Origin of the sequence: Galactobacter caseinivorans (assembly GCF_003640665.1) — a bacterium.
GTDB lineage: Bacteria > Actinomycetota > Actinomycetes > Actinomycetales > Micrococcaceae > Galactobacter > Galactobacter caseinivorans.
The window spans coordinates 202,349-226,675 of sequence record NZ_QQXL01000002.1; the positions used below are offsets into that span (position 1 = coordinate 202,349).

Below are 24,327 nucleotides of genomic sequence, written 5' to 3' on the forward strand. Positions count from 1 at the left end.
GGTTCCTCCGATTCACTGCCAATTGAGCGGGGCCTCATGGATTGAGCGAGGCCCCAAAGACAGCACACAACGCCGCAGGGATGCGGTGTCGTGCTGCCCTGGACGTCCTACCGTGTAACACCCTATCCCGAAGGGCTATTCCATAGACGGTCCATTTCACACCGCGTCGCCGAGGGCCCATCGCCCCAAAGACTTCTACAAGCGGTAGACTGACTTGGATCACCTGTGCCGTAGAAGAGGTCATACGCATGTCCATCCCCACCGCGGTCGCCGAGACCAGCCAGGCGGACCCTTCCGTCCGCCAACCCGGCGAAGGCCTCGGCGAATTCGTCCAGCGCAAATCCAAGGCCTACCTTGCGCTGACCAAGCCGCGCGTCATCGAGCTGCTGCTCGTCACCACGCTGCCCACCATGATCTTTGCCCAGCACGGCTGGCCGGATGTCATGGTGATGGTCGCGACCATGGTGGGCGGCGCCCTGGCCGCCGCATCCGCAGGCGCCTTCAACTGTTACATCGATCGCGATGTCGACAAGATCATGAAGCGCACCAAAAACCGCCCGCTGGTCACCGGCGAGATCACGCCAGGCAAGGCCCTCGCATTCTCTTGGGTGCTCGGCGTGATCTCAGTGGCGATCCTCTGGCTTGGCGCCAACGCGCTGGCCGGGTTGCTCGGCATCGCCGCCATCTTGCTCTACGTGGTCTTCTACACGCTGATCCTCAAGCGCCACACCACCCAGAACATCGTGTGGGGCGGCGTGGCCGGCTGCATGCCCGTCTTCATCGCCTGGGCCGCCGTCACCGGGACCATCGAATGGCCCGCCGTCGCGCTCTTCCTGGTGATCTTCCTCTGGACGCCCTCGCACTACTGGCCGCTGTCGATGAAGTACGCGGATGATTACGAGGCCGCGGACCTGCCCATGCTCGGCGCCGTCGCCACTGGCCGCACGGTCGCCACGCAGGTGGTCCTGTACGCCTGGGCCACGGTGGCCTGCTCGCTGCTGCTGATCCCGATGGGCGCGGCCGGCTGGGTCTACACGGTCGTGGCGCTCGTGGTTGGCGGGATGTTCATCGCCGAGACGCACCGCCTCTACGCCGAGGCCCAGACGGATCACAACGCCAAGTCGCTGAACCGCAAGGCCATGCGCGTGTTCCACTTCTCCAATCTGTACCTGACCTTTCTGTTCATCGCCGTGGCGATCGACCCGTTTGTTGGGCAGCCGGTCCTGGGCTAGTCCCTGATTCCTGGTGCGCGAGCGCCCCGTCCGCGTTGATGCGCGGGCGGGGCGCTTTCGTGTTCGGGGGGGTGGTCCGGAGGTCCGGGTGGTCGGGCGGTCGGTCGGTATCAGCGCGCGGGAAGCGGGCTTATCGGCGTCGAGCGGCCTTGAAGGGTGCTTCGTGGCGATAGGGCCGCTTGGGCGCGCGGCGTTCGGTCGGGTTCGGAGCTTGGGCGTGCGGCGGCGGGTCGCCGGGGCCGACGCGGAGGTGGGCCCGCTGCGTTCGGCGCGCGGGGAGCGGGCTTATCGGCGTCGAGCAGGGTTGTGGGGTGCTTCGTGGCGATAGGGCCGCTTGGACGACGGCGTTCGGTCGGGTTCGGAGCTCAGCCCGCGGCGTTCGGCGCGCGGGAAGCGGGCTTGTCGGCGTCGACCCGTCAACAGGCGCGCCCATAGCGGCGCTCCAGCCACCACGCGCCTGACACTCCAGGCCTAGAAGAGACTCGTCCGTGGGCTAAGCCTTGGCGGCTTGCGGACACAACAACAGCGCCGTCCCGGACACCCCGGGACGGCGCTGTTGTTGTTGTAGGTGCCTCAGCCGCGGGCGCCACGCCCTGCTTCGGCGTCCAGCCTCACTTCGTCGGCACCAACGCGGTCGCGCGGTCCCACACATTGGTCGCAGCCACCATGAGCAGCGCTGACCCGAGCATGTGGCACAGCACCAGCCAGATGGGCAGGCCGGTGAAGTGCTGGGTGTAGCCGATAGCGCCCTGCACCAGGATGACCACGACCAGCCACACCAGCCCGTGGCGTAGCAAGGCGGGGGCCTTGCGGCGGTAGGCCAGGAGCAACGCCACGAGTGCGGCAGCGACCAGCAGGTACACGGGCACCACGTGGATGCGGGTCACCAGGTCTGGGTTGAAGTCGTGGCGGGGTGCTTTGGCATCGCCGGCGTGGGGGCCGGTGCCGGTGACGATGGTGCCGAAGATGACGGCGAGGGAGGCCAGGACCAGGATGGCCCAGGCCAGCATGCGCTGGGTGGAGTCCACCGAGCCGCCGGAGATGCCGCCGGGGTGCGGGTGGGAGGCCAGGCCGGTGCGGTTGACCAGCAGGGTGGCCATGCACACCAAAAAGGCTGAGGCCAGGAAGTGTAGCGAGACCACCCAGGGGTTGAGGTGCGTCCAGACGGTGATGCCGCCGATGATGGCCTGGATGGGGATGATCGCCAGCAGCCCAAGCGAGAGCAGGAAGATGGTCCGGTGCTGCTTGCGCGCGCCCCAGACGGACACGATCGTGGCGACCGCGATGGCCACGAGCACAAAGGTCAGCGTGCGGTTGCCGAACTCGATGATGCCGTGAATGCCAGACTCGGGGACCGGAGTCATGGTGCCGGGCATGCAGTTGGGCCAGGAGGCGCACCCCAGGCCGGACTTGGTCAGGCGCACGGCCCCGCCGGTCACGATGATGCCGATTTGGGAGATCAGGGAGGCGATCGCGAGGCGGTGCGCCAGCGGTGTGATCTCGGTGGGCAGGCGCCGCCGGCGGGTGGTAGCGGTACTCATGGTGTCAGTCTTCTTTCTTCTTCCGGGCTGCGGCGAGGCGCGCCCGCGTCATTCCCAGCGGAACCAGCGCACGGCCGCTGCGGTGCCGAGGACGGCCCACACGGCGAGCACCAGCAGGCTCGTTGGATCGAATCGCCCGTGGATCAGGGCCGCGCGCAGCCCCTCTCCCAGGGCGGAGGAGGGCAGGAGGGTCGCCACCGTGCCCAGTAGCCCTGGCAGCTTCGCCAGCGGCAGGAGCAGGCCCCCGACTGCGGCGAGCAGGACCCAGATCAGATTGGTGATGGCCAGGGTGGCTTGGGGGCGCAGGGTGCCCGCGATGAGCAGCCCCAGGGACGTGAAGGCGGCGGCGCCGAGCAGCAGGATCACCAGCGCGGGCAGCCAGCCGGGCAGGGCGGGGTGCCATCCCATCAGGCGGGCAACCACGCCGATCACCACCACCTGTACAGCGATGACGGCCAGCACGGCCAGGCCCTTGCCAAGGATCAGCCCGCCGCGCCCAAGCGGCGTGGTGGCGAGCGAGCGCAGCACCCCGTATTGGCGATCAAATCCGGTCTGGATGCCCTGCCCGGTAAAGGCGACGGACACCACGCAGAGCGCCAGCACGCCGGGAGTCGCGGCATCTATCCGTGACGGCGCGAAGCCGTCAAGTAAGTCAAGCCAGGTCAGCGCCACCATGGCCATCAGCGGCAGTGCCAGGGACACCAGGAGCTGCTCGCCGTTGCCAAGAATGGTCTTGATCTCGTACCCGGCCTGTCGCAGCGCGCGCAGCGCGGCCGGCGCCGGGCGGGACGGCACCAGGGTGCTCTGGGCGCTCATCGCTGCCTCCTGCCGGCCACGCGAGCCAGCCGGGCGCGGGGGCCCTGCGGTGCCGGTGGCGTCTGTTCGGTGCCGGTTTCTGTGCCCGACGGCGTCTGCTCGGCTTCCGCCGCCAGCGTCAGGAAGGCGTCCTCGAGGCTGCGACGCTCCAGGCGCAGCTCGCGCGGCAGGATTCCGGCGGCCGCCCATTCGGCGGTGATTCTGGCCAGTGTCGCGGGGGAGTCAAGCGCCGGGACCTGCCAGCGGCCGGCCGCGAGAGGGAGGGCATTGATACCACTGGGCCAGGTCGGGACCACGCCGTCGGCAAAGGCCACGGTCAGGTCTCCCGGGCCGTCCGCCCCAATGAGTTCCTCTACGGTTCCGTGGGCCACGGTCCGGCCGCGATCAATCACAAAGATGGTGTCGGAGAGCCGCTCGGCGTCCTCCAGCAGGTGGGTGGTCAGCACAATGGCGCGGCCGTCCGCTCGCAGCTCGGTGATGAGCTCAAAGACGACTTGGCGCGATTGCGGGTCTAGCCCGGCGCTTGGCTCGTCGAGGAAGAGCACCTCGGGGTTGCCCACCAGAGCCACGGCCAGGGCGACCCGCTGCTTCTGCCCGCCGGAGAGTCGGCGGATGCTGGTTCCAGCAAACTCGTTCAGGCCAAGCCGTTCCGCCAACTCGTTGACGGGCCGGGGTTGCGCGTAGAGGCCGGCCACGTGACGCAAGTAGGCCAGCGGCTTCTGCGAGGGCGGTAACCCGCCGTCCTGCAACATGACGCCCACTCTGGCGCGCAACTGAGCCGGGGCGCGCCAGGGTTCCTGATCCAGCAGGCGCACCGTGCCGCCGTCGGGCTGGAGAAGGCCCTGCGCGCAGGCAAGGGAGGTGGATTTTCCGGCGCCGTTGGTGCCTAGCAGCGTGGTCACTGCGCCGCGTTGGGCACTGAAATCGACGCCGCGCAGCACGTCCTGGTGGCGCCCACCGGCCCCACGGAAGCTTTTGAGCAAGCCCGAAACGTAGACGGCGGGGGCCGTGTCGGGGGTGGTGATGACGTTCGGGGGCACCTGATGATCCTACTGTCTTCGACGCCGTGTAGTAGAAGCCGGGGGCGTGAAGGCATGCCTTACTGGCAGTGCTCAGGGTATTAGGGGAGACTGTAGTTGTGTATTTAGAGGCTCCGGGGACCGCGCCCGTCGATGAAGCGCCGGTGAACGTGAAGGATGCCGATCGCAGTACCCGCGACCGGGTCTTGAGGACTGTGCTTGAGCACGGTCCCATTACGGCCGCGGAATTGGGCCGACGGCTGGGTTTCACCCCCGCCGCCGTGCGCAGGCACTTGGATCGGCTGGAGGAAGACGGCCTGATTGGCGTCAAGGACGTGCCGCAGAAGCGTGCTCGCGCCGGCCGCCCGGCCCGTCACTACGTGGTGGATCCCACCGCGCAGGTCCGCCTGGGCAACGAGAACGGCAGGATGGCCGTCCAGGCCATTCACATGCTGCGGGAGATGGGCGGCCAAGAGGCTGTGAAGGCCTTTGCCCAGCGGCGCGCCGCCGAGCAAGAGGAGCGCTACCGCGACGCAGTCAAGGACGTCCCGGCAGGCGTGGAGAGGGCGGATGCCCTGGCCGCGGCCCTGTCGGAGGATGACTACGTGGCCTTCACCCGCGTGGTGGACGTCTCCACCGGCACTCACGCCATGCGCAGCCTCCAGCTGTGTCAGGCGCACTGCCCCGTGGTGGACGTGGCCCACGACGTCCCAGAAATCTGCGAGGCGGAAACGGAAATGTTTGCCCGCCTCCTGGACGTTGACGTGAGAAGGCTCGCCACGATGGCCGCGGGCGGCCACGTCTGCACCACCCACATACCCCTCGGTCGCGACGTGGATAACGGCGTACCCGAGAAGAGAACCAGAATCACGATTTCCAAGAAGCAGGAGAGGACGCGATGACGGAACAGATGGCCCCCAGCGCCACGGATCCCGGCGTAATCGCCGAGATCCTCGAGAACAACCCTGAGCTCGAGGGAATCGGCAACTACCAATACGGTTGGTCAGATGCCGATTCCGCGGGTGCCTCCGCCAAGCGCGGAGTCAACGCGGATGTTGTTGCCGATATCTCAGGTAAGAAGAGCGAGCCGGAGTGGATGCTCCAGCGCCGCCAGAAGGCCCTGAAGTACTTTGACCGCAAGCCCATGCCGACCTGGGGTCCCGACCTCTCCGGCATCGACTTCGACAACATCAAGTACTTCGTGCGCTCCACCGAGAAGATGGCAGAGTCCTGGGAAGATCTTCCCGCTGAGATTCGCGACACCTACGAGAAGCTCGGCATCCCCGAGGCCGAGCGCAACCGCCTGGTCTCCGGCGTGGCCGCCCAGTACGAGTCCGAGGTGGTCTACCACCAGATCCGCGAGGACCTTGAGCAGCAGGGTGTCATCTTCCTTGATACCGACACCGCTCTGAAGGAGCACCCGGAGATCTTCGAGGAGTACTTCGGCTCCGTCATCCCGGCCGGCGATAACAAGTTTGCCGCGCTGAACACCGCGGTGTGGTCCGGCGGCTCCTTCGTTTACGTCCCCAAGGGCGTGCACGTGGAGATCCCGCTCCAGGCCTACTTCCGCATCAACACGGAGAATATGGGCCAGTTTGAGCGCACGCTCATCATTGCCGATGAGGGCTCCTACGTTCACTACATCGAAGGGTGCACGGCCCCGATCTACAAGTCGGATTCGCTGCACTCCGCCGTGGTGGAGATCATCGTGAAGAAGAACGCCCGCGTTCGCTACACGACCATCCAGAACTGGTCCACCAACGTGTACAACCTGGTGACCAAGCGTGCCATCTGCGAAGAGGGCGCCACCATGGAATGGGTGGATGGCAACATCGGCTCCAAGGTCACCATGAAGTACCCGGCCGTCTACCTCACGGGCGAGCACGCCCGCGGCGAGACCCTGTCCATCGCCTTTGCCGGCGCCGGGCAGCACCAGGACACCGGGTCCAAGATGGTGCACATCGCCCCCAACACCTCCTCCTCGATCGTCGCCAAGTCGATCGCGCGCAACGGCGGCCGCTCCGGCTACCGCGGCCTGGTGCAGGTGCGAGAGGGTGCCAAGGGCGTCAAGAACAACGTGGTCTGTGACGCCTTGCTGGTGGATCAGATCTCCCGCTCGGACACCTACCCCTACATCGACGTCCGCGAGGACGACGTCACCATGGGGCACGAGGCCACGGTCTCCAAGGTTTCCGAGGAGCAGTTGTTCTACCTGATGGCCCGCGGCCTCGCGGAGCAGGAGGCCATGGCGCTGATCGTGCGCGGCTTCGTGGAGCCTATTGCCCGCGAGCTGCCCATGGAATATGCGCTCGAGTTGAACCGCCTCATCGAAATCCAGATGGAAGGATCCGTTGGCTGATCATGGCTGAGTCGATCACCACCCCGCGCCCCAAGGGCGCTCCGCTCATCGCCGGTTTCACCGAGGAGGGCGAGGACCTCTCGCCCCTGAACCTTGCCTCCGCCAACGTCTCCCCGTTGGGCGGTGACGCCGCCAAGGCGCACTCCCACGGTGGCGGCAACAGCGGCGCCAAGGAAGCCTCGCGTGCCGGCCGCCTGTCCTCCTTTAACCCGGAGGACTTCCCGACGCTGACCGGCCGCGAAGAGGACTGGCGCTTCACCCCGCTCAAGCGCCTCAAGGGCTTGGACAAGCTGGAGCTCGACGGCGCGGCCGCACCTCAGGTGCGAGTCGTCACCGAAGAGGGCCAGGACGTCCTGGTCGAGACCGCAGCGCTGGATGATCCCCGCGTGGCCTTCTTGGCCCCCGAGGACCGCGTGGCGGCCAACGCCTTCAAGGGCGCAGGCCAGGCCACCATCGTCACGATCCCCGAGGGCGTCACCGGCGTTCGCGCCGTCGTGACCCTGCGCGGCGAGGGGCTCACCCCCTCCGCCCAGCACCTGGTCGTCATCGCGGCACCGGGCTCGGAGTCCACCGTGGTCCTTGACCACGTGGGAACTGCGGTCCTGTCCCAGAACGTCGAGATTGACGTGCAGGAAGGGGCCCGCCTGAACATGGTCTCCCTGCAGCGCTGGGATGACGACGCGGTGCACGCCTCCGATCAGCAGGCACGCATCGGCAAGGACGCCTACCTGAAGCACACTGCGGTGTCCTTTGGTGGCGACCTGGTGCGCGTCACGCCGTCGGCCCGTTTTGCCGCCCCGGGCGGCGAGGCACACCTCTTTGGCCTGTACTTCGCCGACGCCGGCCAGCACCTTGAGCACCGTCTCTTTGTGGACCACGCAGCCCCCAAGTGCACCTCGCGGGTGCTCTACAAGGGTGCGCTGCAGGGCCACGATGCCCACGCGGTGTGGATCGGCGATGTGCTGATCCGCAAGGAGGCCGGTGGAACCGACTCCTTCGAGGCCAACAAGAACCTGGTGCTCACGGACGGCGCCCGCGCCGATTCCGTGCCGAACCTGGAGATCGAGACCGGGGCCATCGACGGCGCCGGGCACTCCTCCACGACGGGTCGTTTTGACGACGAGCACCTCTTCTACCTGATGGCCCGTGGCATCGATGAGAAGACCGCCCGCCGCTTGGTGGTGCGTGGCTTCTTGAACGAGATCATTCAGAAGATCGGCGTCGAGTCGATCGAAGAGCAGCTCTACGCAGCCATTGAGGCAGAGCTGGCTCAGACAGAGATCTGACCCCACGGTCAGATCCGCTTGATGACCCTTCCGCACTTTTTCGCCGGGCATCCCGGCAGAGAAGAGAAACACCCTATGTCTACCCTGGAAATCAAGGACCTGAAGGTCGGTATTGAAACCGAGCAGGGCCTCAAGGAGATCCTGAAGGGCGTGAACCTCACCATCAACACCGGTGAGACCCACGCCATCATGGGCCCCAACGGCTCCGGCAAGTCCACCCTCGCGGCGACCATCGCAGGTCACCCGCGCTACATCGTCACCGAGGGCCAGATCCTCCTTGACGGCAAGAACGTCCTGGAGATGTCCGTGGATGAGCGCGCCAAGGCGGGCCTCTTCCTGGCCATGCAGTACCCGGTGGAGATCCCCGGCGTCACCATGACGAACTTCCTGCGCACCGCCAAGACCGCGATCGACGGCGAGGCCCCCAGCCTGCGCACGTGGACCAAGACGGTCAAGGGCGCCATGGAAGAGCTGCGCATCGATCCCGACTTTGCAGCCCGCAACGTCAACGAGGGCTTCTCCGGTGGCGAGAAGAAGCGCGTGGAGATCCTCCAGCTGGAGCTCTTCAAGCCCAAGTTCGCCGTGCTGGATGAGACGGATTCCGGCCTGGACGTTGACGCGCTGAAGATTGTCTCCGAGGGTGTCAACCGCGCCCAGGAGCAGAACGAGATGGGCACCCTGCTCATCACCCACTACACCCGCATCCTGCGCTACATCAAGCCTGATTTTGTGCACGTGTTTGTGGACGGCCACGTGGCCGAGCAGGGCGGCCCCGAGCTGGCCGACCGCCTCGAAGAAGAGGGCTACGACCGCTACCTGGCCAAGGCCTGAGCCATGGCTGAGGGCAATGCACAGGCCTCGATCGAGGATGTGACAGAGGCGCTTCACGACGTGATCGACCCGGAACTGGGCGTGAACATCGTGGACCTTGGCCTGCTCTACGGCATGGCTTACAGCGATGACGGCGCGCTGCTGATCGACATGACGCTCACGACGGCGGCCTGCCCGCTGACGGACGTCCTGGAGGAGCAGATCTCCAAGTCGCTGGATGCCATGGTGGATGAGTGGCGCGTGAACTGGGTCTGGATGCCGCCGTGGGGTCCCGAGCGGATCACCGAGGACGGCCGCGACCAGATGCGCGCGTTGGGCTTCAACATCTGATCCACGCGTGATCGCACCAAGCGCCGCGGCCCCGCCACCCTATGGTGGCGGGGCCGCGGCGCTTGTGTCGGAGCCGGGTGCTGGCCCGGCTACGGCGTATTCAGGTTGTCGGTCTGGAAGGTGTCACACACCCCGGGATCGCCGGACTCGTAGCCGGCCATGAACCACGCCTTGCGCTGCTCGGAGCTGCCGTGGGACCAGGACTCGGGGGAGACCCGCCCGGTGGTCTTCTGCTGAATGTGATCGTCGCCGACCGCGGCTGCGGCGGAGAGCGCGGAGTCCACGTCCTGCTCGGTGAGCTGCTTGATGAGGCGGTTGCCGGAGGCGTCCGTGGTGCTGGAGGCGTGGTTGGCCCAGACGCCCGCGTAGCAATCTGCCTGGAGCTCCACCCGCACCGACCCGCCCTGGGAGCCGGAGCCCCGCTGGGAGTTTTCGATGGCTCCGGTCAGGTTCTGCATGTGGTGCCCGTACTCGTGTGCCACCACATATTCCTGGGCCAGCGCTCCGTCATCGGCACCGTAGTTCCGCGTGAGTTCCGCAAAGAAGCTGGGGTCGATGTAGATGGTGGAGTCGCCGGGGCAGTAGAAGGGCCCGACGGCGCTCGTGGCGGAACCGCAGGCCGTGTTGGTGCCGCTGGAGAAGATTTTTACCCCCGGCGCCTGGAACTGGACGCGGACAGAATCCGCGCCCTGATCCTTCCAGTAGGAGTCGAGTGACTGGACCGTGCCAAGGATGCGGCAGTCCTCGCGCTCGTTGGCGCTGGCACCGGTGGTGCAGCTGTTGATCTCTGCGCCTGCTGTGTTCTGGATCTCGCTGGTGCTCTGGGCCGGGTCGCCGTTGACCACCCCGGAAAGGGCCTGCGGCCCGAAGATGATGCTGAGCACCAGGACGATGATGCCGCCGACGCCACCACCGATGGCCAGGCCGGGGCGTCCGCCGCCGCCACCGGCGCCGCGGGCGTCGTTCACGCGTGTGGGGTCCAGCTGGGACCCTTCATTGAAGCTCATGGGGACAGATTACGGCGTGATCGGCGCTGCGCGGGCTCTGGCAGTCCGCGCGCCGCGAGCGCGTCGCCCGCGTCGCGAGCCCTGGCTACCGCAGTGACGCCAAGGTGGGTGGCGGTGCGCAGCGGCGCGCGCCGCAGGCCGCGGGCGGCCGCGGCCTCTCGTGAGCGGGCCCAGTTGGCGCTCAGATCCGGCAGGGTGCGCACTATCAGGGCCAGCACCAGTTCCGCGTGGGAACGTGGCAGCCCGACGACGCCGGCGGCGCGTCCCAGCCCATCCATCAGCACGGCGGTGGGCGTGGTGAGTAAGAGCAGGCGCGCCAGTTGCATCAGCGCAAACATGCTCGCCAGCAGCCCGATCGCGGCGCCGGGACCCTCAATGAAGAATTGGTAGGCGCCCAGGATCAGGAAGAGCCACCACCACCAGCGCAACGGGCTGGCCCAGGCGCCAAGCACCTCCTTGCCCGCTAGTGCGTACAGCAACACGGTCAGCAGCAGCAGGCTCACGCCGACCGGCCAATCACGCCAGATGGTGCCCACGATGCCCAGCGCCACCAGCGCGGCGTACTTGACCCACAGCGGTGCCCGGTGCAGGAGCGACGTCCCAGGTACGGTACGCAGCAGGGTGCCTGGGGAGAGGCGGACATGGCTCACGACGGTGTTTCCTCGCGGGCGGGCCAGGGAGTCTTGCCCTCTGCGGCGGCGATGTACGCGGCGATGAGCTCGGCTGGGTCGCCGTCCGCCACCACCTGGCCGTCGTGAACCCACAGGGCCCGCTCGCAGGTGGAGGCCAGCTCCAGGTCGTGGGTGGCCACCAGGAGCCGCGCGGGTGCGTGCGTCAGGGCCCGCACCACGCGGTGGCGGTTGACCAGGTCTAGGGCCGCGGTGGGCTCATCCGCCAGGACCCACGAGGGTTCGGTGGCGAGCACGCCGGTGAGTGCCACTAGCTGGCGCTCGCCACCGGAGAGGTCAAAGACGCTGCGCTCGGCCAAGTGGCCTAACTCCTGTGCTTCGAGGAGCGCCAGCGCGGCAGCGCGTCGCTCCTTGCGGTTCATGGCGCGCCTGCGCAGGGAGAGCTCTACGTCCTCCACCACGGTGGGCATGATCAGTTGCGCCGCGGTGTCCGCGAAGAGGAAGCCGAGTCGCTGACGCACCCCAGCGGCGTCGAGCGCAGGGTCTATGCCGTCCACCAGGACCCGCCCGCCATGCAGGGGGCTCAGGTGGGCCAGCGCGCGCATCAGGGTGGTCTTTCCCTGGCCGTTGGCGCCGATGAGCGCAATGCGACGCTCGCGCAGGGTCACATCCGTGGGGTGCAGCAGCGTCCGGGCCTGAACGCCAGGGGAGGCGGCCACCGTCACGGTGGCCGCCTCCAAGACGAGTGAGGGGTATGTCACAGGGCGGCGGTCCTGCGGGTCGCAAGGGCGGGGAAGGCCTTGAGGACGCCCACTGCGAGGGCGGCCGCCAGGGCTGACTTCACGAGGTCTCCGGGCCAGTAGGCGATGTCCGCCAGGAACGCGGCCTGCAGGGAGAGGTGCCCGTTGATCATCATGCCGAGGATACCGGCAGGGTGGATGATCAGGATGGAGCCGGCCAGGGCGCAGGCAAAGAGCCACAGGCCGCGCCAGCGGCGGGCCCGGCGCAGCACCAGGGTGGACAGCGTGCCGATCACCACAGCGGCGATGGGGAAGGCGAGCAGGTACCCGGCGCTGGGGGAGGCCAGGGCGCCGAGCCCGCCGGAGAAGCGGGCGAAGACGGGGAGGCCGGCCAGGCCAACCACCACGTAGACCAGGACGGCGAGGCCGCCGCGGCGGGCGCCGAGCAGCAGGGCGGTCAGCGCCACGCCAAGGGTTTGCAGGGTGATGGGCACGCCAAGCGGCCCGACGGGGATGGCGGGGGCCAGGGTGAGGGCGGCGATCAGGGCCGCGAAAACGGCGATGAGGGCCAGGTCTCTGGGCAGGGTGGACTGGCGCGGGGACGCCGGCGCGGTGGGGGAGGCGGTACTCATGCGAATATCGTACTTGAACGCTGTTCAATGCTTGACAAGGTGTTCCATGTCGCACTGACCCCGCGACGGCGCCAAGGCGGCTAAACTTGTTCGGTTGGCCCGGGGTGTCCCGGGTAGCACCCCCGCGAAAGGAACCCGAGCAGTCGTGATCGCCGTCCAGGACTTGGAGTTGCGTGCAGGAGCGCGCCTACTGATGGATCAGGTGAGCTTCCGAATCGACGCGGGGGACAAGGTGGGGTTGGTCGGACGCAATGGCGCCGGCAAGACCACCATGACCAAGGTGCTGGCCGGGCAGACGCTGCCCGCGGGCGGCACGGTCACCCGCACCGGTTCCGTTGGCTACCTTCCGCAGGACACGCACCTGCCGGACATGGAGCAGCTGGCGCGCGCCCGCATCCTCTCCGCCCGCGGTCTTGACGTGGTGACGGCCAAGCTGCAGCAGGCACAGGAGGACATGGCCAGCGAGGACGAGGCCGTCAGCGCCAAGGCCATGCGCAACTACGATCGCCTCGAGTCCGAATTCCTGGCCGGCGGTGGCTATGCCGCCGAGGCGGAGGCCGCTGCCATTTGTAGCAACCTTGCCCTGCCGGAGCGCATTCTTAACCAGCCCATTGGCACGCTCTCCGGTGGTCAGCGCCGCCGTGTGGAGCTGGCACGCATCCTTTACTCCAACGCCGACACCCTGCTGCTGGATGAGCCGACCAACCACCTTGACGCCGACTCGGTGACGTGGCTGCGAGACTTCCTGATGGCGTACGAGGGCGGTTTCCTGATCATCTCCCACGCCACCGATCTGCTGGACGCGGTGGTGAACAAGGTGTACCACCTGGACGCCAACCGGGCCACGATTGATCAGTACAACCTCTCCTGGAAGAAGTACCTGACCCAGCGCGAGACGGACGAGCGCGCCCGACGCCGCGAGCGCGCCAACGTGGAAAAGAAGGCCGGCGTGCTGCTGGCCCAGGCAGACAAGATGCGCGCCAAGGCCTCCAAGGCCGTGGCAGCGCAGAACATGATCAAGCGCGCCGAGCGCATGGTCCGGGGCCTGGAGGACGAGCGCCAGAGCGATCGCGTGGCTGCACTGCGCTTCCCGGACCCGGCGCCCTGCGGCAAGACGCCGCTCACGGCGGAGGGGCTCTCGCGTTCCTACGGCTCGCTGGAGATCTTCACGGGCCTGGACCTGGCCATCGACCGCGGCTCCAAGGTGGTCATCCTTGGCCTGAACGGTGCGGGTAAGACCACCCTGCTGCGCATGCTCGCAGGTGTGGACAAGCCGGATTCCGGTGAGGTGATTGCCGGGCACGGGCTCAAGGTGGGCTACTTTGCCCAGGAGCACGACACGATCGATACCAGCCGCTCGGTGCTAGAGAACATGCGCAGCACCGCGCCCTCACACCTGGGCGGTGCCGATGTGCGCAACATCCTTGGTTCCTTCATGTTCTCCGGCGACGACGTGAACAAGCCCGCCGGAGTGCTCTCCGGTGGTGAGAAGACGCGCCTGGCCCTGGCCATGATTGTGGCCAGCCACGCCAACGTGCTGCTCCTTGATGAGCCCACCAACAACCTGGATCCGGCCTCGCGTGAGCAGATCCTGAACGCGCTGGCCAGCTTCTCTGGCGCCGTGGTCCTGGTCTCTCACGATGAGGGCGCCGTGGAGTCGCTGAATCCCGAGCGAGTGCTGCTGCTCCCGGATGGCACCGAGGACCTCTGGAACGACGAGTACCTGGAACTGGTGACCCTGGCCTAGCGCCCCCGGGCGCCCGCCTAGCGCTGCTGGTGCGAGGGGCCCGCGCCGTCCAGGAAGGCATCCTCCACGTCTTCATCGTGCGGCTTGCCGTCCCTCCGCGGCTTCACTGCTCGGGCCCGCGGGGCCCTGCGGGCACGGAAGATCTGCTCCTCGCCGCGCGCGGCAGCCTCTGCCGCCGCGGCCTTGTCGTCGCGGTTGATCTTGGCCTGTTGCCGCGCCGCGTAGCCAAATCCCACAAAGAACAACACGCCGAACGCGGCCCATTGCAGCGCGTAGGACCAGTGCATGCCCTCATCCGCCTCCGGCTTGGGCAACGCGGTGGGCCGGGTCGCCGCAGCCGGGTCCTCAGAGGCCAGCAGCCCATAGGCGCCGGTCTGCACGGGCAGGCCGGTCTTTTGGGCCGTTGCCGCCAGCTCAATCGAGGCGATTTGGCCCTGGGGTGCATCGCGTCCGATGTTCGGCTCTCCCGGCTTGAGCCGCATGGTCACGGTGACAGTTCCGCTCGGGGGAGCGGGCACATTGTCCGGGTGCTGCTCCGCACCCTGGCCATTGGGCATCCATCCGCGATCCACCATGACCACGGTGCCGTCCTGGGTGCGGAAGGGGACCAGCACCTCCATACCGATGGCGCTGCTCAGGATGCGCTGGCGCACAAAGAGCGTCTGGTCGGGGACGTACTGGCCCGTGAGCCGCACCGGGGCATACAGGCGTTCCTCTGGCAGCTGGGCCAGCCACGACCGCGCCGTGGCAAGGTCCGCAGGGGCTGCGTCCCAGTTCGCGGCCACCTGGCGATTCTCGCCGGAGACCTCCGCACGGCGATCCCACTGCCACCAACTCAGCCCGGCACAGACCACGGCAAAGATCATGACAAGCACAAGCCAACCGACCCAGCGGGTACTGGCGAGGAAGCGGTACATCAACCCTCCGAGGGGGAAGCAGTGGGTGAAGAAGACGAGGTGAGGGCTGCGGGCGGGGAAGCGCGGGGCAGGCTCTCCACCGGCACCGCCTCGCGGAAGAAGCCCCGGGTGGAGAGGTAGTCCGTGAGCCAGTCGCGGTGCTCCGGGCAGGCCAGCCAGGTCTTGCGCCGCTGCGGCGTGTGAATCTTGGGATTGTTCCAGAGCAGCGCCCACGCGGCGTCCTGGCGGCATCCCTTGCGGGAGCACTGCGGGGACTCGGGCCCGTTCGCATGGTGGGGCGGCGAGGACTCAACCGGGCGCCCGGAGTGCCCCGGTGTACCCGAGGAGCTCAACGACCCGGATGAACCGGGTGATCCGAGCGAACCGAGCAGGTCAAAGTCACTCATCCGGCTCGCCCCGGTCCCGATCCCGGTCCTGGCCCCGGTCGCGCGGCGCGGCCTGGGTGGGCTCGTCCTGGAACCACTCGCCGTCGATGATCTCGTGCTCCTGCGCGGCCGCAGCACCGCCGGCGTCGCCGCCCGCGTCAGCAGCCGCCCCAGAGGTGGAGGCGCTGCCTGGCCGCCCGGCCGAGCCAGCGTCGTCGGGCAGGGAAGAATCTTGAACGTCCGCGTCCGCGTCCGCCCCCGTGTTGTGAGTGCCTGCACCCAATTGATCCCGGAGCGGGCCGTCCACAAACGTGACGCCCCCGGGCGCCTGCGGCGGATCCTTAATGAGGTTGGCGCCCATGACGGCCATCCAGGGCAGGATCGTGGCGATCACCAGCAGGGCCAGCCCCCACCAGATGTAGCCGGCGTGCGCCAGCAGCGCGCCGACCACAAAAAACACCACGCGGAAGGCCATCTTGATCACATAAGCGCGAATGCGCTGATGCGACTCGATGGAGGCCGCCTCGTTGGCGTCGGTGATGGAGTGCACGTGGGGTTCCTTGCGCTCTCCGGGCTGAGGATTCATTACTGGACATCATCCCACCGCTGTGGCGACTGCCCCAAACCAACGGGTAGCGTGCGGTGCTGGCTAGGATAGAGCGGCACCGTGAATCAACCGCACACCGCAACGAAGAGGACCCATGAGCACCACGCGGACCAGCACTACGCAGACGCCCGAGCCCCGCACCGTCCTGGTGACGGGCGGCAACCGGGGGATTGGGTTGGCCATCGCCCGGGCCTTTGTTGCCCAAGGTGACCGTGTCGCCATCACCTCCCGTTCAGGGCAGGGGCCCGACGACGTGTTTACCGTAGCGGGCGACGTCACCGACAGCGCCAGCGTGGATGCCGCCGTCACGGCGGTGGAAGAGCACTTTGGCCCCATCGACGTGGTGGTCGCCAACGCCGGCATCACGCACGACATGCTGCTGATGCGTATGAGCGAGGACGACTTCACCTCGGTCATCGATACCAATCTCACCGGCACCTTCCGCGTGGTGCAGCGCACCGTGAAGGGCATGATCAAGAAGCGCCGCGGGCGCATCGTGCTGGTCTCATCCGTGGTGGGCCTGCTTGGCGGCGCCGGTCAGGCCAACTACGCGGCCTCCAAGGCCGGCCTGGTCGGCTTTGCGCGCTCCGTGACTCGCGAGCTGGGCGCTCGTGGCATCACCGCCAACGTGGTGGCCCCCGGGTTCATCGAGACGGAGATGACGCAGGTTCTGGAGCCGGAGCTCAAGAAGAAGTACCAGCAGCAGATTCCCGCAGGCCGTTTTGCCCAGCCGGAGGAGGTGGCGCGCGTCTGCACGTGGCTTGCATCCGATGACGCCGCATACATCTCCGGCGCCGTCATCCCCGTGGATGGTGGCCTCGGCATGGGGCACTAAGCCCCACCCCACACTTTGCCCCCTTGCCGCAGCAGTGGCACGTAGGATTTCGCCGCGTTAGCGGCGCACAGAGAGGAAACACATGGGATCCATGGACGGAAAGACCGTCATCGTCACCGGCAGCTCACGCGGCATCGGCGCAGAGACCGCCAAGCTGCTCGCCGCAGAGGGCGCAGCGGTGGTCATCAACTACCGTGCCAAGGCGCCGCGCGCCAACAAGGTCGTGAAGGCCATCGAGGAGGCCGGCGGCAGCGCCGTGGCCGTCCAGGCGGACCTCACGGAGGCGCAGGGGCGCCAGGCGCTCGTGGACGCCGCACTGATCAACTTTGGTTCCCTGGACGCGCTGGTCCTGAACGCCTCCGGCGGCATGGAATCAGACCGCGGCGAGGACTACGCGCTCAAGCTCAATCGGGACGCTCAGTTGGGCATGCTGGACGCCGCTGCGGCCAAGATGCCGGCCGGGTCGCGGGTGGTGTTCGTGACCAGCCACCAGGCGCACTTTATCGATACCGTCCCCACGCTTGACGCCTACGAGCCCGTGGCACGCTCCAAGCGCGCTGGCGAGGTGGCGCTGCGCGAGTGCATCCCCGCGCTGGCGGAAGAGGGGATCAGCCTGGTTGTGGTCTCCGGCGACATGATCGAGGGCACCATCACCGCCACGCTGCTTGACCGCGTGGAGCCTGGCGCCATCGCGGCCCGCCGCGAAGAGGCAGGCAAGCTCTACTCCGTGGAGGAGTTTGCCGTGGAGGTCGCCAAGATGGTCAGCGCAGACGTTGAGAGCGGCCACACCGAGATTGTGGGCGGCGGCAAGGGATTTGTTGACGCCTAGCCCCACCTGAGGGCCGGTGGCATCTCACAACAACAGCGGCGCTCCTCCCGATCGGGAGGAGCGCCGCTGCTGTTGTACTTGCTCAGGGCTCAGGGCTCAGGGCTCAGGGCTCAGGCCCGTGGTGTCAGCCGCAGCTGACGTTGGGCCAGGCGCCGTACGTGGTGTTGTAGGTCTCCAGCGGCTTGGCCTCACCGTTGTGCGTGAGCTGGCGAGTGACCTTGATGGAGAAGCCCTGCTTGCCGGTGCTCTCTGGGGTGCAGCTGGCGGCGTTGGACTTGATGGTGCGCGGCGAGGTGAAGGCGTATTTGGCACCGGTCTTCGTCTTCACGTCCCAGTACTGCTTGCCCCACACCTGCATCTTGACGTGGCTGTCGGTCACCCACATCTGCACCACCACGGGCGCGTCGGTGGTGTTCTTCCAGCGGACGTTGATCTGACCCTCCCAATACGTGGACTCCTGGCCCACGGGGTAGCGATCAAACCAGCGTGAGTGCGCCTTGTACTGCAGCATCTCGGCACCGGAGAGGAACCCGGCGTTGTAAGACATGGTGGCGATCTGCGAGATGCCGCCGCCCATGGCCTTGGTGGAGACGCCGTTCTCAACGACGCCGGAGGAGTAGTAGCCGTTCTCAGCGGTGATGGCCCCGAACTCCTTGGCGAGGTTAAATTCCTGGCCCGGCAAGACAACGGTGCCGTTGACCTTGGCGGCTCCGGTGCGCAGGTTCTTGGTGCGCACCGAGTCGTAGGTGGGGTAGATGGTGGAGAGCTTGGCCACGACCTTGTCGGCGTTCCACTTCTGGGCCTGCGCGGTGGTCACGGTCGGGGCCGTGACCTTGAGTTCAACGGTTGCGGTGCGATCCGTGGTGGCGGAGGCCTTTTGCACGGCGGCCACCAGGTCCTTGGCGTCAATTCCCTTGCCCTCCTTGGCGGGAACAACGACCGGCTTTGCGCTGCCGCCGGAGCCCTCCAGCTTGAGGGTGGCGTCCTGGCCGGAGGACTTCATGGCGGGATTGGCCTTGACCACATCGGTGACAAGCTTCTCGCCGTCCAGGCTCAAGGCGGGCTTGTCTCCTTCGGTGGACACTGTGGCTGCATCCCCGAGCTTGGCCGCCGTGATGGTGGCGGTTTTGCTGCCATCTGACACGGTCATGGGGCCGGCCACGAGCGGTGCGGCGGTGTTCTTGGCGAAGTCATCCCAGGCCTGAGCCGAGACCTTGGGGGCGGCCACGGTCGTGGTGGCGGGGATCTTGCCATCCGAGTGCAGCCACTGGGTCTTGAAGGCCTTAGCGGTAGCCTCCACATCCACCGTGAGGCCGTCCTTGGGGGCGGTCTGGGAGGCCTTGCCTTGAGCGAAGGTGAGGTTGCCTTCCACCGGCTTGGAATCCAGGTCCTTGGCCGCGGTCTCGATCGCGGATGTGAGCTTGGCCGGGTCGCTCTTCTGCACGGCTGAGGTCTCCGAGGAGCCGAAGATGCGAGAAGAGATGACCTGCGGGTCCCAGCTGAAGCCGGTGAGGTGATCAAGGGTTGCGTCAACGTCCACGCCGAGACCGGCGTCGCTGGGCTTGACTGCCAGGGACTGTTCGCCTGCCGTGAGCTGCAGGGCCTTGTCGGAGCGTGATTCCAGCTCCGTGGCCAACTTGGTGCGAGCGTCCGCTGCGGAGAGGCCAGAGAGGCTGACCCCCTCCACCGTGAGCTGGGAGGGAAGCTTGTCTTGGGTCAGGAAGGCCGCGCCCGCGTAGACGGCGCCGGCCAACACCACCACGCCGCAGATGGTCCAGGCCACTGCCTTGCCCTTGCGACGCTTGGGTGCAGCGGCCACTGCGGGCTCCTCGGGGTCAGTCGGTGCGGATGTGGCGGCCAGGACGGCGGGCTGCACAGCCGTGGGGGCGGGGTCTTGGTCCAGCTCGGTCACCGGTGCGGCGTCCCCGTTCTGGGGGCTCACTCGCGGTGACTCTGGCGGGGGTGCGATCGGCGTCGCTGCCTCGCTGGGTGTGACCGGCTGGGGCGTGGTCTTATCCTCCGCGTCCCCGGGGGTGGGGCCTGCGGGCTGATTCTCGCTCACGACAGTTCTCCTCATACGTCAGCCCCGCGGTGCGACAAGGGCCTTGCACATCGTAGAACTTCCTGCGGGCAGATACCTCCACCTGGAGGCGGAAATCAGGTCACAAATCGGCATTCATCTCCCGTGCGTGTGGCGGCGCCCCGTGGGAGAGGACGTCACGACCACCCGAGTGCCGCGGAAACCGTGTCAAGGCGGCGCACGCCAAGGACCCCGTCGCAGGCGTTGCGCAGGGCAGGCTTGGGGCGCACCCCGACCGCGTATCCGGCGATCGTCAGGAGATCAAGGTCGTTCGCGCCGTCGCCAAGCGCCACGGTGTGGGTGGCCTTGATGTCATCCGCCGCGCACCAGCGGCGCAGCGCCGCGGCCTTCGCCGCGCGATCCACCACCGGACCCTCCACGGTTCCGGTCAACACGCCGTCGCGCACTCCCAGCTCGTTGGCCTGGGCGTGATCCAGTCCCAGCGCCTGGGCCAGCGGTTCAAGCACCTGGATGAAGCCGCCGGAGACGGCTCCCACCCGGTGGCCGTTGGCGTGGGCGGCCGCAATGAGATCAAGCGCGCCCGGCATGGGCGTGACCTGCTCCGCCACCTCCGCGATGACGCGCACCGGGAGCCCCTTGAGCGCCTGCACGCGGTGATGCAGCGAGGCCGCAAAGTCCAGCTCCCCGCGCATGGCACGCTCGGTGACGGCGGCGACCTCCGCCTCGCGCCCGGCGTGGGCGGCCAGCAACTCGATGACCTCCTCTTGGATCAGCGTCGAGTCCACGTCAGTCACCACGAGTGTCCTGCGCGAACCAAGCATGGCGGCAGGGGTCAACAGCGCGCTGAGGTCCTCGGTGGTTTCCTCTTGCAACAGCGCCCGGAGCGCGCTCAGCGCCGACTCCGGGGCGTCCAGCTCCCAGGAGCCGCCCTGCAGCCCCTCCAAGGCAGGGGCCTGGACGGGCCGGGCGTCGATGCCGCAGGCGGAGAGCCAGTCGGCCGCGCGGCGATCCACCGCGGAGGAGCCCGGGGCGGCAAAGAGGCTGAGACGAGGGAGGGTGCTCATGGGACTATCTTGGCCTCGCGCGACGCGTGCGCGTGCATGCGTGACGCCGCGTCGCGCGGCAACCAGGCCCGTGGTGGCCTAGTCTTGACGGCATGAGTGCCGTCCTCCAATTCTCAGATGTTTCCGTGACCCGTGGCCGCCAGCAGCTCTTGCGCAATGTGAGCTGGAGCGTCAACGAGGACGAGCGGTGGATCGTGATGGGCCCCAACGGGGCGGGCAAGTCCACCCTCATGCGCATCGCCTCCACCAAGATGTTCCCCACGACGGGAACGGTCACGGTGCTGGGCGAGCGCATGGGCGCGGTGAATCTGGCGGAGCTGCGCCCCTCGATCGGCGTGGCCTCAGCGGCGCTGGCCAGGGAGATTCGCGAAGACGAAAAGGCGCTCGACGCCGTGGTGTCGGCCGCGTACGGCATGTCCGGTCGGTGGCGCGAACTCTACGACCGCGAGGACGAGCGGCGCGCGCTGCGCTTGCTGGCCGAGTGGGGCGCGTCCACGCTGCTCAGCCGCAGTTTTGTGACCCTTTCTGAGGGCGAGCGTCAGCGGGTGCTGATCGCCAGGGCGCTCATGACGGACCCCGAATTGATGTTGCTTGACGAGCCCGCCGCAGGCCTGGACCTGGCCGGGCGCGAGGAACTGGTGGCTCGCCTCGCCGACTTTGCCGCCTCAGAGGTGGCACCCACCATGGTCATGGTGACCCACCACCTGGAGGAGATTCCCGCGCACTTCACCCACGTGATGTTGCTGCGCGCCGGCCAGGTCGTGGCGCAGGGCCCGCTGGAGCAGACCCTGACGCAGTCCAACCTGGAGACCACGTTTAATCTTCCGCTGGAGCTGCACCGCACGGGGGCCCGTTACACCGCGTTCGCTCGCTAAGCGGGGCCCACCGGCATGGAACTGTGGCAGGCCCTCATCGTCTTGTTCGCCGGAGTGTGGGCAGGCACCATCAACTCCATCGTGGGTTCCGGCACGCTCGTGACGTTCCCGGTCTTGGTGGCCGTGGGACTGAGCCCGGTCAACGCAGTGGTCTCCAACGCGATAGGGCTCGTGGCCGGTGGAGTCTCCGGGGCCTGGGGGTACCGGGCGGAGCTGGCGACAGTCAAGCGGACCGTGTGGCGGCTGCTGCCAGCCTCCGTGGTGGGTGCCCTCATTGGTGCCTACCTCTTGCTGCACCTGCCGGAATCGGTCTTTGGGATCGTGGCCCCCATCCTCATCCTGGTCGCCGTCCTTCTCGTGATCGTCCAACCCAGGATCTCCGCCAGGGCCAAGGCGCGCTCCGGTGCCCAGACGCTGAGCACCCCGGATCTGCAACCGCTTTCCACGCTGTTGGTGATCCTGGTGTTTGGTACCGGCATCTACGGCGGCTACTTCACCGCCGCGCAGGGCGTGATCCTGATGGGCCTGTTTGGCATCATGCTGCAGGGGTCCATGCAACAGGCCAACGCCATCAAGGTGGTGCTCAGCCTCGCCGTGAACCTGGTGGCGGCCATCGCCTACCTCATCTTTGCCTTTGAACGCATCGATTGGACGGCGGCGCTGCTGATCGGCGCTGGTTCCCTCTTTGGTGGCTGGCTCGGCGCGCGGATCGGTCGCAAGCTCTCTCCCAACGTGTTGCGAGCCTGCATCGTGGTGCTCGGCCTCGTGGCGTTTGTGCATCTGGTCTGGGAGCTGTTCGCGGCATGAGCATCGTTGAGATTGGCTCCACGCAGGACCCGCGCCTGGCTGACTACGCGGCGCTGACGGACGCAGCGCTGCGCGGTACGCGCTCGCGTTTCATCGCCGAGTCCACCGTGGTGGTGCGCCGGGCACTGGAGGCCGGGTGCGTGCCGGTGTCCTTCCTCCTGGAGGGCAAGCATCACGAACTGATCGCCGAGCTGGCTGCCTCCCACCCGCAGGCCCCGGTTTTTGTGGGGGACTCAGCGGCGCTCCAGGAGCTGACCGGTTTCCATCTGCACCGCGGGGCCCTTGCCAGCTTTGAACGTCCCCAGCCGCTCCCGGTGGCGAGCCTGCTGCACAAGCTTGACCGCGGCGTCGGGCAGCGCTCCCGCGTGGTGGTCTTGGAGGATCTGGCCGAGCACACCAATGTGGGTGCCGCGTTCCGCTCGGCCGCCGCCTTTGGGGCGGACGCCGTGCTGGTCTCGCCCCAGTGCTCGGATCCGCTCTATCGGCGTTCCATTCGTGTCTCCATGGGCACCGTGTTTCAGGTGCCGTGGACCCGCGTTGAGCCGTGGCCAGCGGGGATCTCCGAGCTGCAAGCGGCGGGATACGTCGTGGCCGGGATGACGCTGGGGGAGGGCGCCATCTCCTTGGATGAGCTGGTGGCACAGGATCACCAGCGACTGGCCCTGGTCTTTGGCAACGAGGGTCACGGCTTGCGCCACGAGACGGAGGCGCTGGTGGACCGGCGCGTCACCATCCCCATGATGGGCGGGGTGGATTCGCTCAACGTGGCGGCGTCCGCTGCGGTGGCGCTGTACTCAACCCGGTAGCAAGGCAGCGGTGCTCTGCCCCTAGCGCTTCTTCGTGAGGTCTTGGGCCAGCATCACCAGGATGCCGCTTGGCCCGCGCAGGTACGTCAGCTTGTAGACGTCCTGGTAGTTGGCCACGCCGCGCAGCGGGACGCAGCCGTGAGTGGCAGCGATCTGCAGGGCGTCTCCGATGTCATCAACGGCCAGGGCCACGCGGTGCATGCCAATCTCGTTGGGCTGCGTGGGCTCGGTCTCGATGGCCTCCGGGTGGATGTACTCAAAGAGCTCAATCCGCCCGCCGCCGTCCGGCGCCTCCAAGAGGGCGATCTTGGCGTGGTTTCCGTCCAGCCCCACCGCCGTGTCCGTCCAGTCGCCGCTGACCTCATCGCGGCCAAGCACGCTCAGTCCCAGGTCCGTGAAGAAGGCCACGGCGGCCTCCAAGTCGCGTACCGCAATGCCCGTGTTGTCCAGCCGTGTTGCCATGAGCGTTCCCGTCGTTGGGCCGCGAAGCTGTGTGCCCGGGCGTGTTGTGATCGTACGCTTGCCGCCGCGCCGGTCGGTGATTCTGACTGGCCGCCTCAGCGTGTAGACTGGAGTGTCGCTCTCGCGCGCTTTGTTGCGTGCATCCGGGCGGCCACCAGACACATTCGCCCCTGGCAAAATCCAGGGGCCACGACCACAAGGTGAAACTCATGAAGCCTGGAATCCACCCGAACTATGGCCCCGTCGTGTTCCGCGACCTGGCCTCCGGTGAGACCTACCTGACCCAGACCACGGCTAAGAGCCAGAAGACGATCGAGTGGACGGATGGCAATACCTACCCCGTCATCGACGTCGAAATCTCTGCCGCGTCCCACCCGTTCTACACGGGCAAGCAGCGCATCATGGACTCCGCCGGTCGCGTGGAGCGCTTCAACCAGCGCTTCAAGGGCTTCGGCGGCAAGTAAGCCTCCCAGCTCCACCGGTCAAAAGCCCCGCTTCCAGTTTCTGGACGCGGGGCTTTTGCGTGCGCCGCCCCTGCGGATTCCCCTGG

General features: G+C 67.4%; 26 protein-coding genes. 13 read left to right on the forward strand and 13 right to left on the reverse strand.

Annotated elements, in window-relative coordinates; translation table 11 throughout:
• Nucleotides 1-248 precede the first annotated feature (248 nt).
• The gene (locus tag DWQ67_RS04550) at nucleotides 249-1,232 is read left to right on the forward strand and encodes a heme o synthase (RefSeq protein ID WP_121484405.1); all 984 of its coding nucleotides are present in this window, start codon (nucleotides 249-251) and stop codon (nucleotides 1,230-1,232) included.
• A gap of 611 nt (nucleotides 1,233-1,843) precedes the next feature.
• Here DWQ67_RS04550 and DWQ67_RS04555 read toward each other — a convergent pair.
• From DWQ67_RS04555 to DWQ67_RS04565, 3 genes are read right to left on the reverse strand one after another with little or no spacing between them, the layout of a single operon-like run.
• Nucleotides 1,844-2,773, reverse strand: coding sequence for a COX15/CtaA family protein (locus tag DWQ67_RS04555; protein ID WP_121484406.1), 930 nt, complete (start codon nucleotides 2,771-2,773; stop codon nucleotides 1,844-1,846).
• Between the two features lie 48 nt (nucleotides 2,774-2,821).
• Nucleotides 2,822-3,589, reverse strand: a complete 768-nt coding sequence (locus DWQ67_RS04560; RefSeq protein ID WP_121484407.1) for an ABC transporter permease — start codon at nucleotides 3,587-3,589, stop codon at nucleotides 2,822-2,824.
• Nucleotides 3,586-4,629: an ABC transporter ATP-binding protein gene (locus DWQ67_RS04565; protein WP_233555906.1), complete on the reverse strand. Its 1,044-nt coding sequence runs from the start codon at nucleotides 4,627-4,629 to the stop codon at nucleotides 3,586-3,588. Before DWQ67_RS04565 ends, DWQ67_RS04560 begins: the two co-directional genes overlap by 4 nt.
• A 143-nt stretch (nucleotides 4,630-4,772) precedes the next feature.
• Between DWQ67_RS04565 and DWQ67_RS04570 the strand changes: the two genes are divergently transcribed.
• The 5 genes from DWQ67_RS04570 to DWQ67_RS04590 all read left to right on the forward strand — a co-directional run bounded on the left by DWQ67_RS04570 (nucleotide 4,773) and on the right by DWQ67_RS04590 (nucleotide 9,414).
• Nucleotides 4,773-5,510 carry a helix-turn-helix transcriptional regulator gene (locus tag DWQ67_RS04570; protein ID WP_158595367.1) on the forward strand — a complete coding sequence of 246 codons (738 nt, stop codon included), beginning with the start codon at nucleotides 4,773-4,775 and terminating at the stop codon, nucleotides 5,508-5,510.
• Complete coding sequence (gene sufB, locus DWQ67_RS04575; RefSeq protein WP_121484409.1) at nucleotides 5,507-6,967, forward strand: Fe-S cluster assembly protein SufB; 1,461 nt, start codon at nucleotides 5,507-5,509, stop codon at nucleotides 6,965-6,967. The genes DWQ67_RS04570 and sufB overlap by 4 nt, the downstream gene beginning before the upstream one ends.
• A 2-nt stretch (nucleotides 6,968-6,969) precedes the next feature.
• Nucleotides 6,970-8,253 carry a Fe-S cluster assembly protein SufD gene (gene sufD, locus DWQ67_RS04580; RefSeq protein WP_121484410.1) on the forward strand — a complete coding sequence of 428 codons (1,284 nt, stop codon included), beginning with the start codon at nucleotides 6,970-6,972 and terminating at the stop codon, nucleotides 8,251-8,253.
• A gap of 75 nt (nucleotides 8,254-8,328) precedes the next feature.
• Nucleotides 8,329-9,084 (forward strand): Fe-S cluster assembly ATPase SufC, encoded by a 756-nt coding sequence (sufC, locus tag DWQ67_RS04585; RefSeq protein WP_121484411.1) that lies wholly within the window; start codon nucleotides 8,329-8,331, stop codon nucleotides 9,082-9,084.
• Between the two features lie 3 nt (nucleotides 9,085-9,087).
• Nucleotides 9,088-9,414 carry a metal-sulfur cluster assembly factor gene (locus DWQ67_RS04590; RefSeq protein ID WP_121484412.1) on the forward strand — a complete coding sequence of 109 codons (327 nt, stop codon included), beginning with the start codon at nucleotides 9,088-9,090 and terminating at the stop codon, nucleotides 9,412-9,414.
• Between the two features lie 89 nt (nucleotides 9,415-9,503).
• Here the strand turns inward: DWQ67_RS04590 and ypfJ are convergent, their stop codons facing one another.
• From ypfJ to DWQ67_RS04610, 4 genes are read right to left on the reverse strand one after another with little or no spacing between them, the layout of a single operon-like run.
• A complete protein-coding gene (gene ypfJ, locus DWQ67_RS04595) occupies nucleotides 9,504-10,421 on the reverse strand; it encodes a KPN_02809 family neutral zinc metallopeptidase (protein ID WP_121484413.1) in 918 nt (305 codons plus the stop codon).
• The gene (locus DWQ67_RS04600) at nucleotides 10,418-11,071 is read right to left on the reverse strand and encodes a hypothetical protein (protein ID WP_121484414.1); all 654 of its coding nucleotides are present in this window, start codon (nucleotides 11,069-11,071) and stop codon (nucleotides 10,418-10,420) included. The genes ypfJ and DWQ67_RS04600 overlap by 4 nt, the downstream gene beginning before the upstream one ends.
• Nucleotides 11,068-11,811: an energy-coupling factor ABC transporter ATP-binding protein gene (locus DWQ67_RS04605; protein WP_199712599.1), complete on the reverse strand. Its 744-nt coding sequence runs from the start codon at nucleotides 11,809-11,811 to the stop codon at nucleotides 11,068-11,070. Before DWQ67_RS04605 ends, DWQ67_RS04600 begins: the two co-directional genes overlap by 4 nt.
• Nucleotides 11,808-12,422 carry a biotin transporter BioY gene (locus tag DWQ67_RS04610; protein ID WP_121484415.1) on the reverse strand — a complete coding sequence of 205 codons (615 nt, stop codon included), beginning with the start codon at nucleotides 12,420-12,422 and terminating at the stop codon, nucleotides 11,808-11,810. Before DWQ67_RS04610 ends, DWQ67_RS04605 begins: the two co-directional genes overlap by 4 nt.
• Nucleotides 12,423-12,567: 145 nt before the next feature.
• On the opposite strand from DWQ67_RS04610, the gene DWQ67_RS04615 reads away from it, so the two are divergent.
• Nucleotides 12,568-14,169 (forward strand): ABC-F family ATP-binding cassette domain-containing protein, encoded by a 1,602-nt coding sequence (locus tag DWQ67_RS04615; protein ID WP_121484416.1) that lies wholly within the window; start codon nucleotides 12,568-12,570, stop codon nucleotides 14,167-14,169.
• A 17-nt stretch (nucleotides 14,170-14,186) separates the two neighbouring features.
• Here the strand turns inward: DWQ67_RS04615 and DWQ67_RS04620 are convergent, their stop codons facing one another.
• The 3 genes from DWQ67_RS04620 to DWQ67_RS04630 are packed head-to-tail and all read right to left on the reverse strand — an operon-like array spanning nucleotide 14,187 to nucleotide 16,037.
• Nucleotides 14,187-15,086: an SURF1 family cytochrome oxidase biogenesis protein gene (locus DWQ67_RS04620; protein ID WP_121484417.1), complete on the reverse strand. Its 900-nt coding sequence runs from the start codon at nucleotides 15,084-15,086 to the stop codon at nucleotides 14,187-14,189.
• Nucleotides 15,086-15,472 carry a hypothetical protein gene (locus DWQ67_RS04625; RefSeq protein WP_233555907.1) on the reverse strand — a complete coding sequence of 129 codons (387 nt, stop codon included), beginning with the start codon at nucleotides 15,470-15,472 and terminating at the stop codon, nucleotides 15,086-15,088. Before DWQ67_RS04625 ends, DWQ67_RS04620 begins: the two co-directional genes overlap by 1 nt.
• The gene (locus DWQ67_RS04630) at nucleotides 15,465-16,037 is read right to left on the reverse strand and encodes a DUF3099 domain-containing protein (RefSeq protein ID WP_121484418.1); all 573 of its coding nucleotides are present in this window, start codon (nucleotides 16,035-16,037) and stop codon (nucleotides 15,465-15,467) included. Before DWQ67_RS04630 ends, DWQ67_RS04625 begins: the two co-directional genes overlap by 8 nt.
• Nucleotides 16,038-16,152: 115 nt before the next feature.
• On the opposite strand from DWQ67_RS04630, the gene fabG reads away from it, so the two are divergent.
• Together fabG and DWQ67_RS04640 are read left to right on the forward strand one after the other, a co-directional pair.
• Nucleotides 16,153-16,893 (forward strand): 3-oxoacyl-[acyl-carrier-protein] reductase, encoded by a 741-nt coding sequence (fabG, locus tag DWQ67_RS04635; RefSeq protein ID WP_121484419.1) that lies wholly within the window; start codon nucleotides 16,153-16,155, stop codon nucleotides 16,891-16,893.
• 82 nt (nucleotides 16,894-16,975) lie between these two features.
• Nucleotides 16,976-17,722: an SDR family oxidoreductase gene (locus DWQ67_RS04640; protein ID WP_121484420.1), complete on the forward strand. Its 747-nt coding sequence runs from the start codon at nucleotides 16,976-16,978 to the stop codon at nucleotides 17,720-17,722.
• Nucleotides 17,723-17,846: 124 nt separating this feature from the next.
• On the opposite strand, the gene DWQ67_RS04645 is transcribed toward DWQ67_RS04640, so the two are convergent.
• Both DWQ67_RS04645 and serB read right to left on the reverse strand, forming a co-directional pair.
• Nucleotides 17,847-19,784 (reverse strand): VanW family protein, encoded by a 1,938-nt coding sequence (locus tag DWQ67_RS04645; protein WP_158595368.1) that lies wholly within the window; start codon nucleotides 19,782-19,784, stop codon nucleotides 17,847-17,849.
• Between the two features lie 155 nt (nucleotides 19,785-19,939).
• The gene (serB, locus tag DWQ67_RS04650) at nucleotides 19,940-20,827 is read right to left on the reverse strand and encodes a phosphoserine phosphatase SerB (protein ID WP_233555908.1); all 888 of its coding nucleotides are present in this window, start codon (nucleotides 20,825-20,827) and stop codon (nucleotides 19,940-19,942) included.
• 92 nt (nucleotides 20,828-20,919) lie between these two features.
• Here serB and DWQ67_RS04655 point away from each other — a divergent pair, with 92 nt between their 5' ends.
• Genes DWQ67_RS04655 through DWQ67_RS04665 form a run of 3 tightly spaced genes read left to right on the forward strand, consistent with a single transcriptional unit; the run spans nucleotide 20,920 to nucleotide 23,315 of the window.
• Entirely contained in the window at nucleotides 20,920-21,702 is a 783-nt protein-coding gene (locus DWQ67_RS04655) for an ABC transporter ATP-binding protein (protein ID WP_121484422.1), read from the forward strand.
• 15 nt (nucleotides 21,703-21,717) lie between these two features.
• Entirely contained in the window at nucleotides 21,718-22,509 is a 792-nt protein-coding gene (locus tag DWQ67_RS04660; RefSeq protein ID WP_121484423.1) for a sulfite exporter TauE/SafE family protein, read from the forward strand.
• Entirely contained in the window at nucleotides 22,506-23,315 is an 810-nt protein-coding gene (locus DWQ67_RS04665; protein WP_121484424.1) for a TrmH family RNA methyltransferase, read from the forward strand. The genes DWQ67_RS04660 and DWQ67_RS04665 overlap by 4 nt, the downstream gene beginning before the upstream one ends.
• Before the next feature lie 21 nt (nucleotides 23,316-23,336).
• Here DWQ67_RS04665 and DWQ67_RS04670 read toward each other — a convergent pair whose 3' ends face one another.
• Nucleotides 23,337-23,777, reverse strand: a complete 441-nt coding sequence (locus DWQ67_RS04670; protein ID WP_121484425.1) for a VOC family protein — start codon at nucleotides 23,775-23,777, stop codon at nucleotides 23,337-23,339.
• A 209-nt stretch (nucleotides 23,778-23,986) separates the two neighbouring features.
• Between DWQ67_RS04670 and DWQ67_RS04675 the strand changes: the two genes are divergently transcribed.
• Nucleotides 23,987-24,241 carry a type B 50S ribosomal protein L31 gene (locus DWQ67_RS04675; RefSeq protein WP_121484426.1) on the forward strand — a complete coding sequence of 85 codons (255 nt, stop codon included), beginning with the start codon at nucleotides 23,987-23,989 and terminating at the stop codon, nucleotides 24,239-24,241.
• The last annotated feature ends 86 nt before the right edge of the window (nucleotides 24,242-24,327 follow it).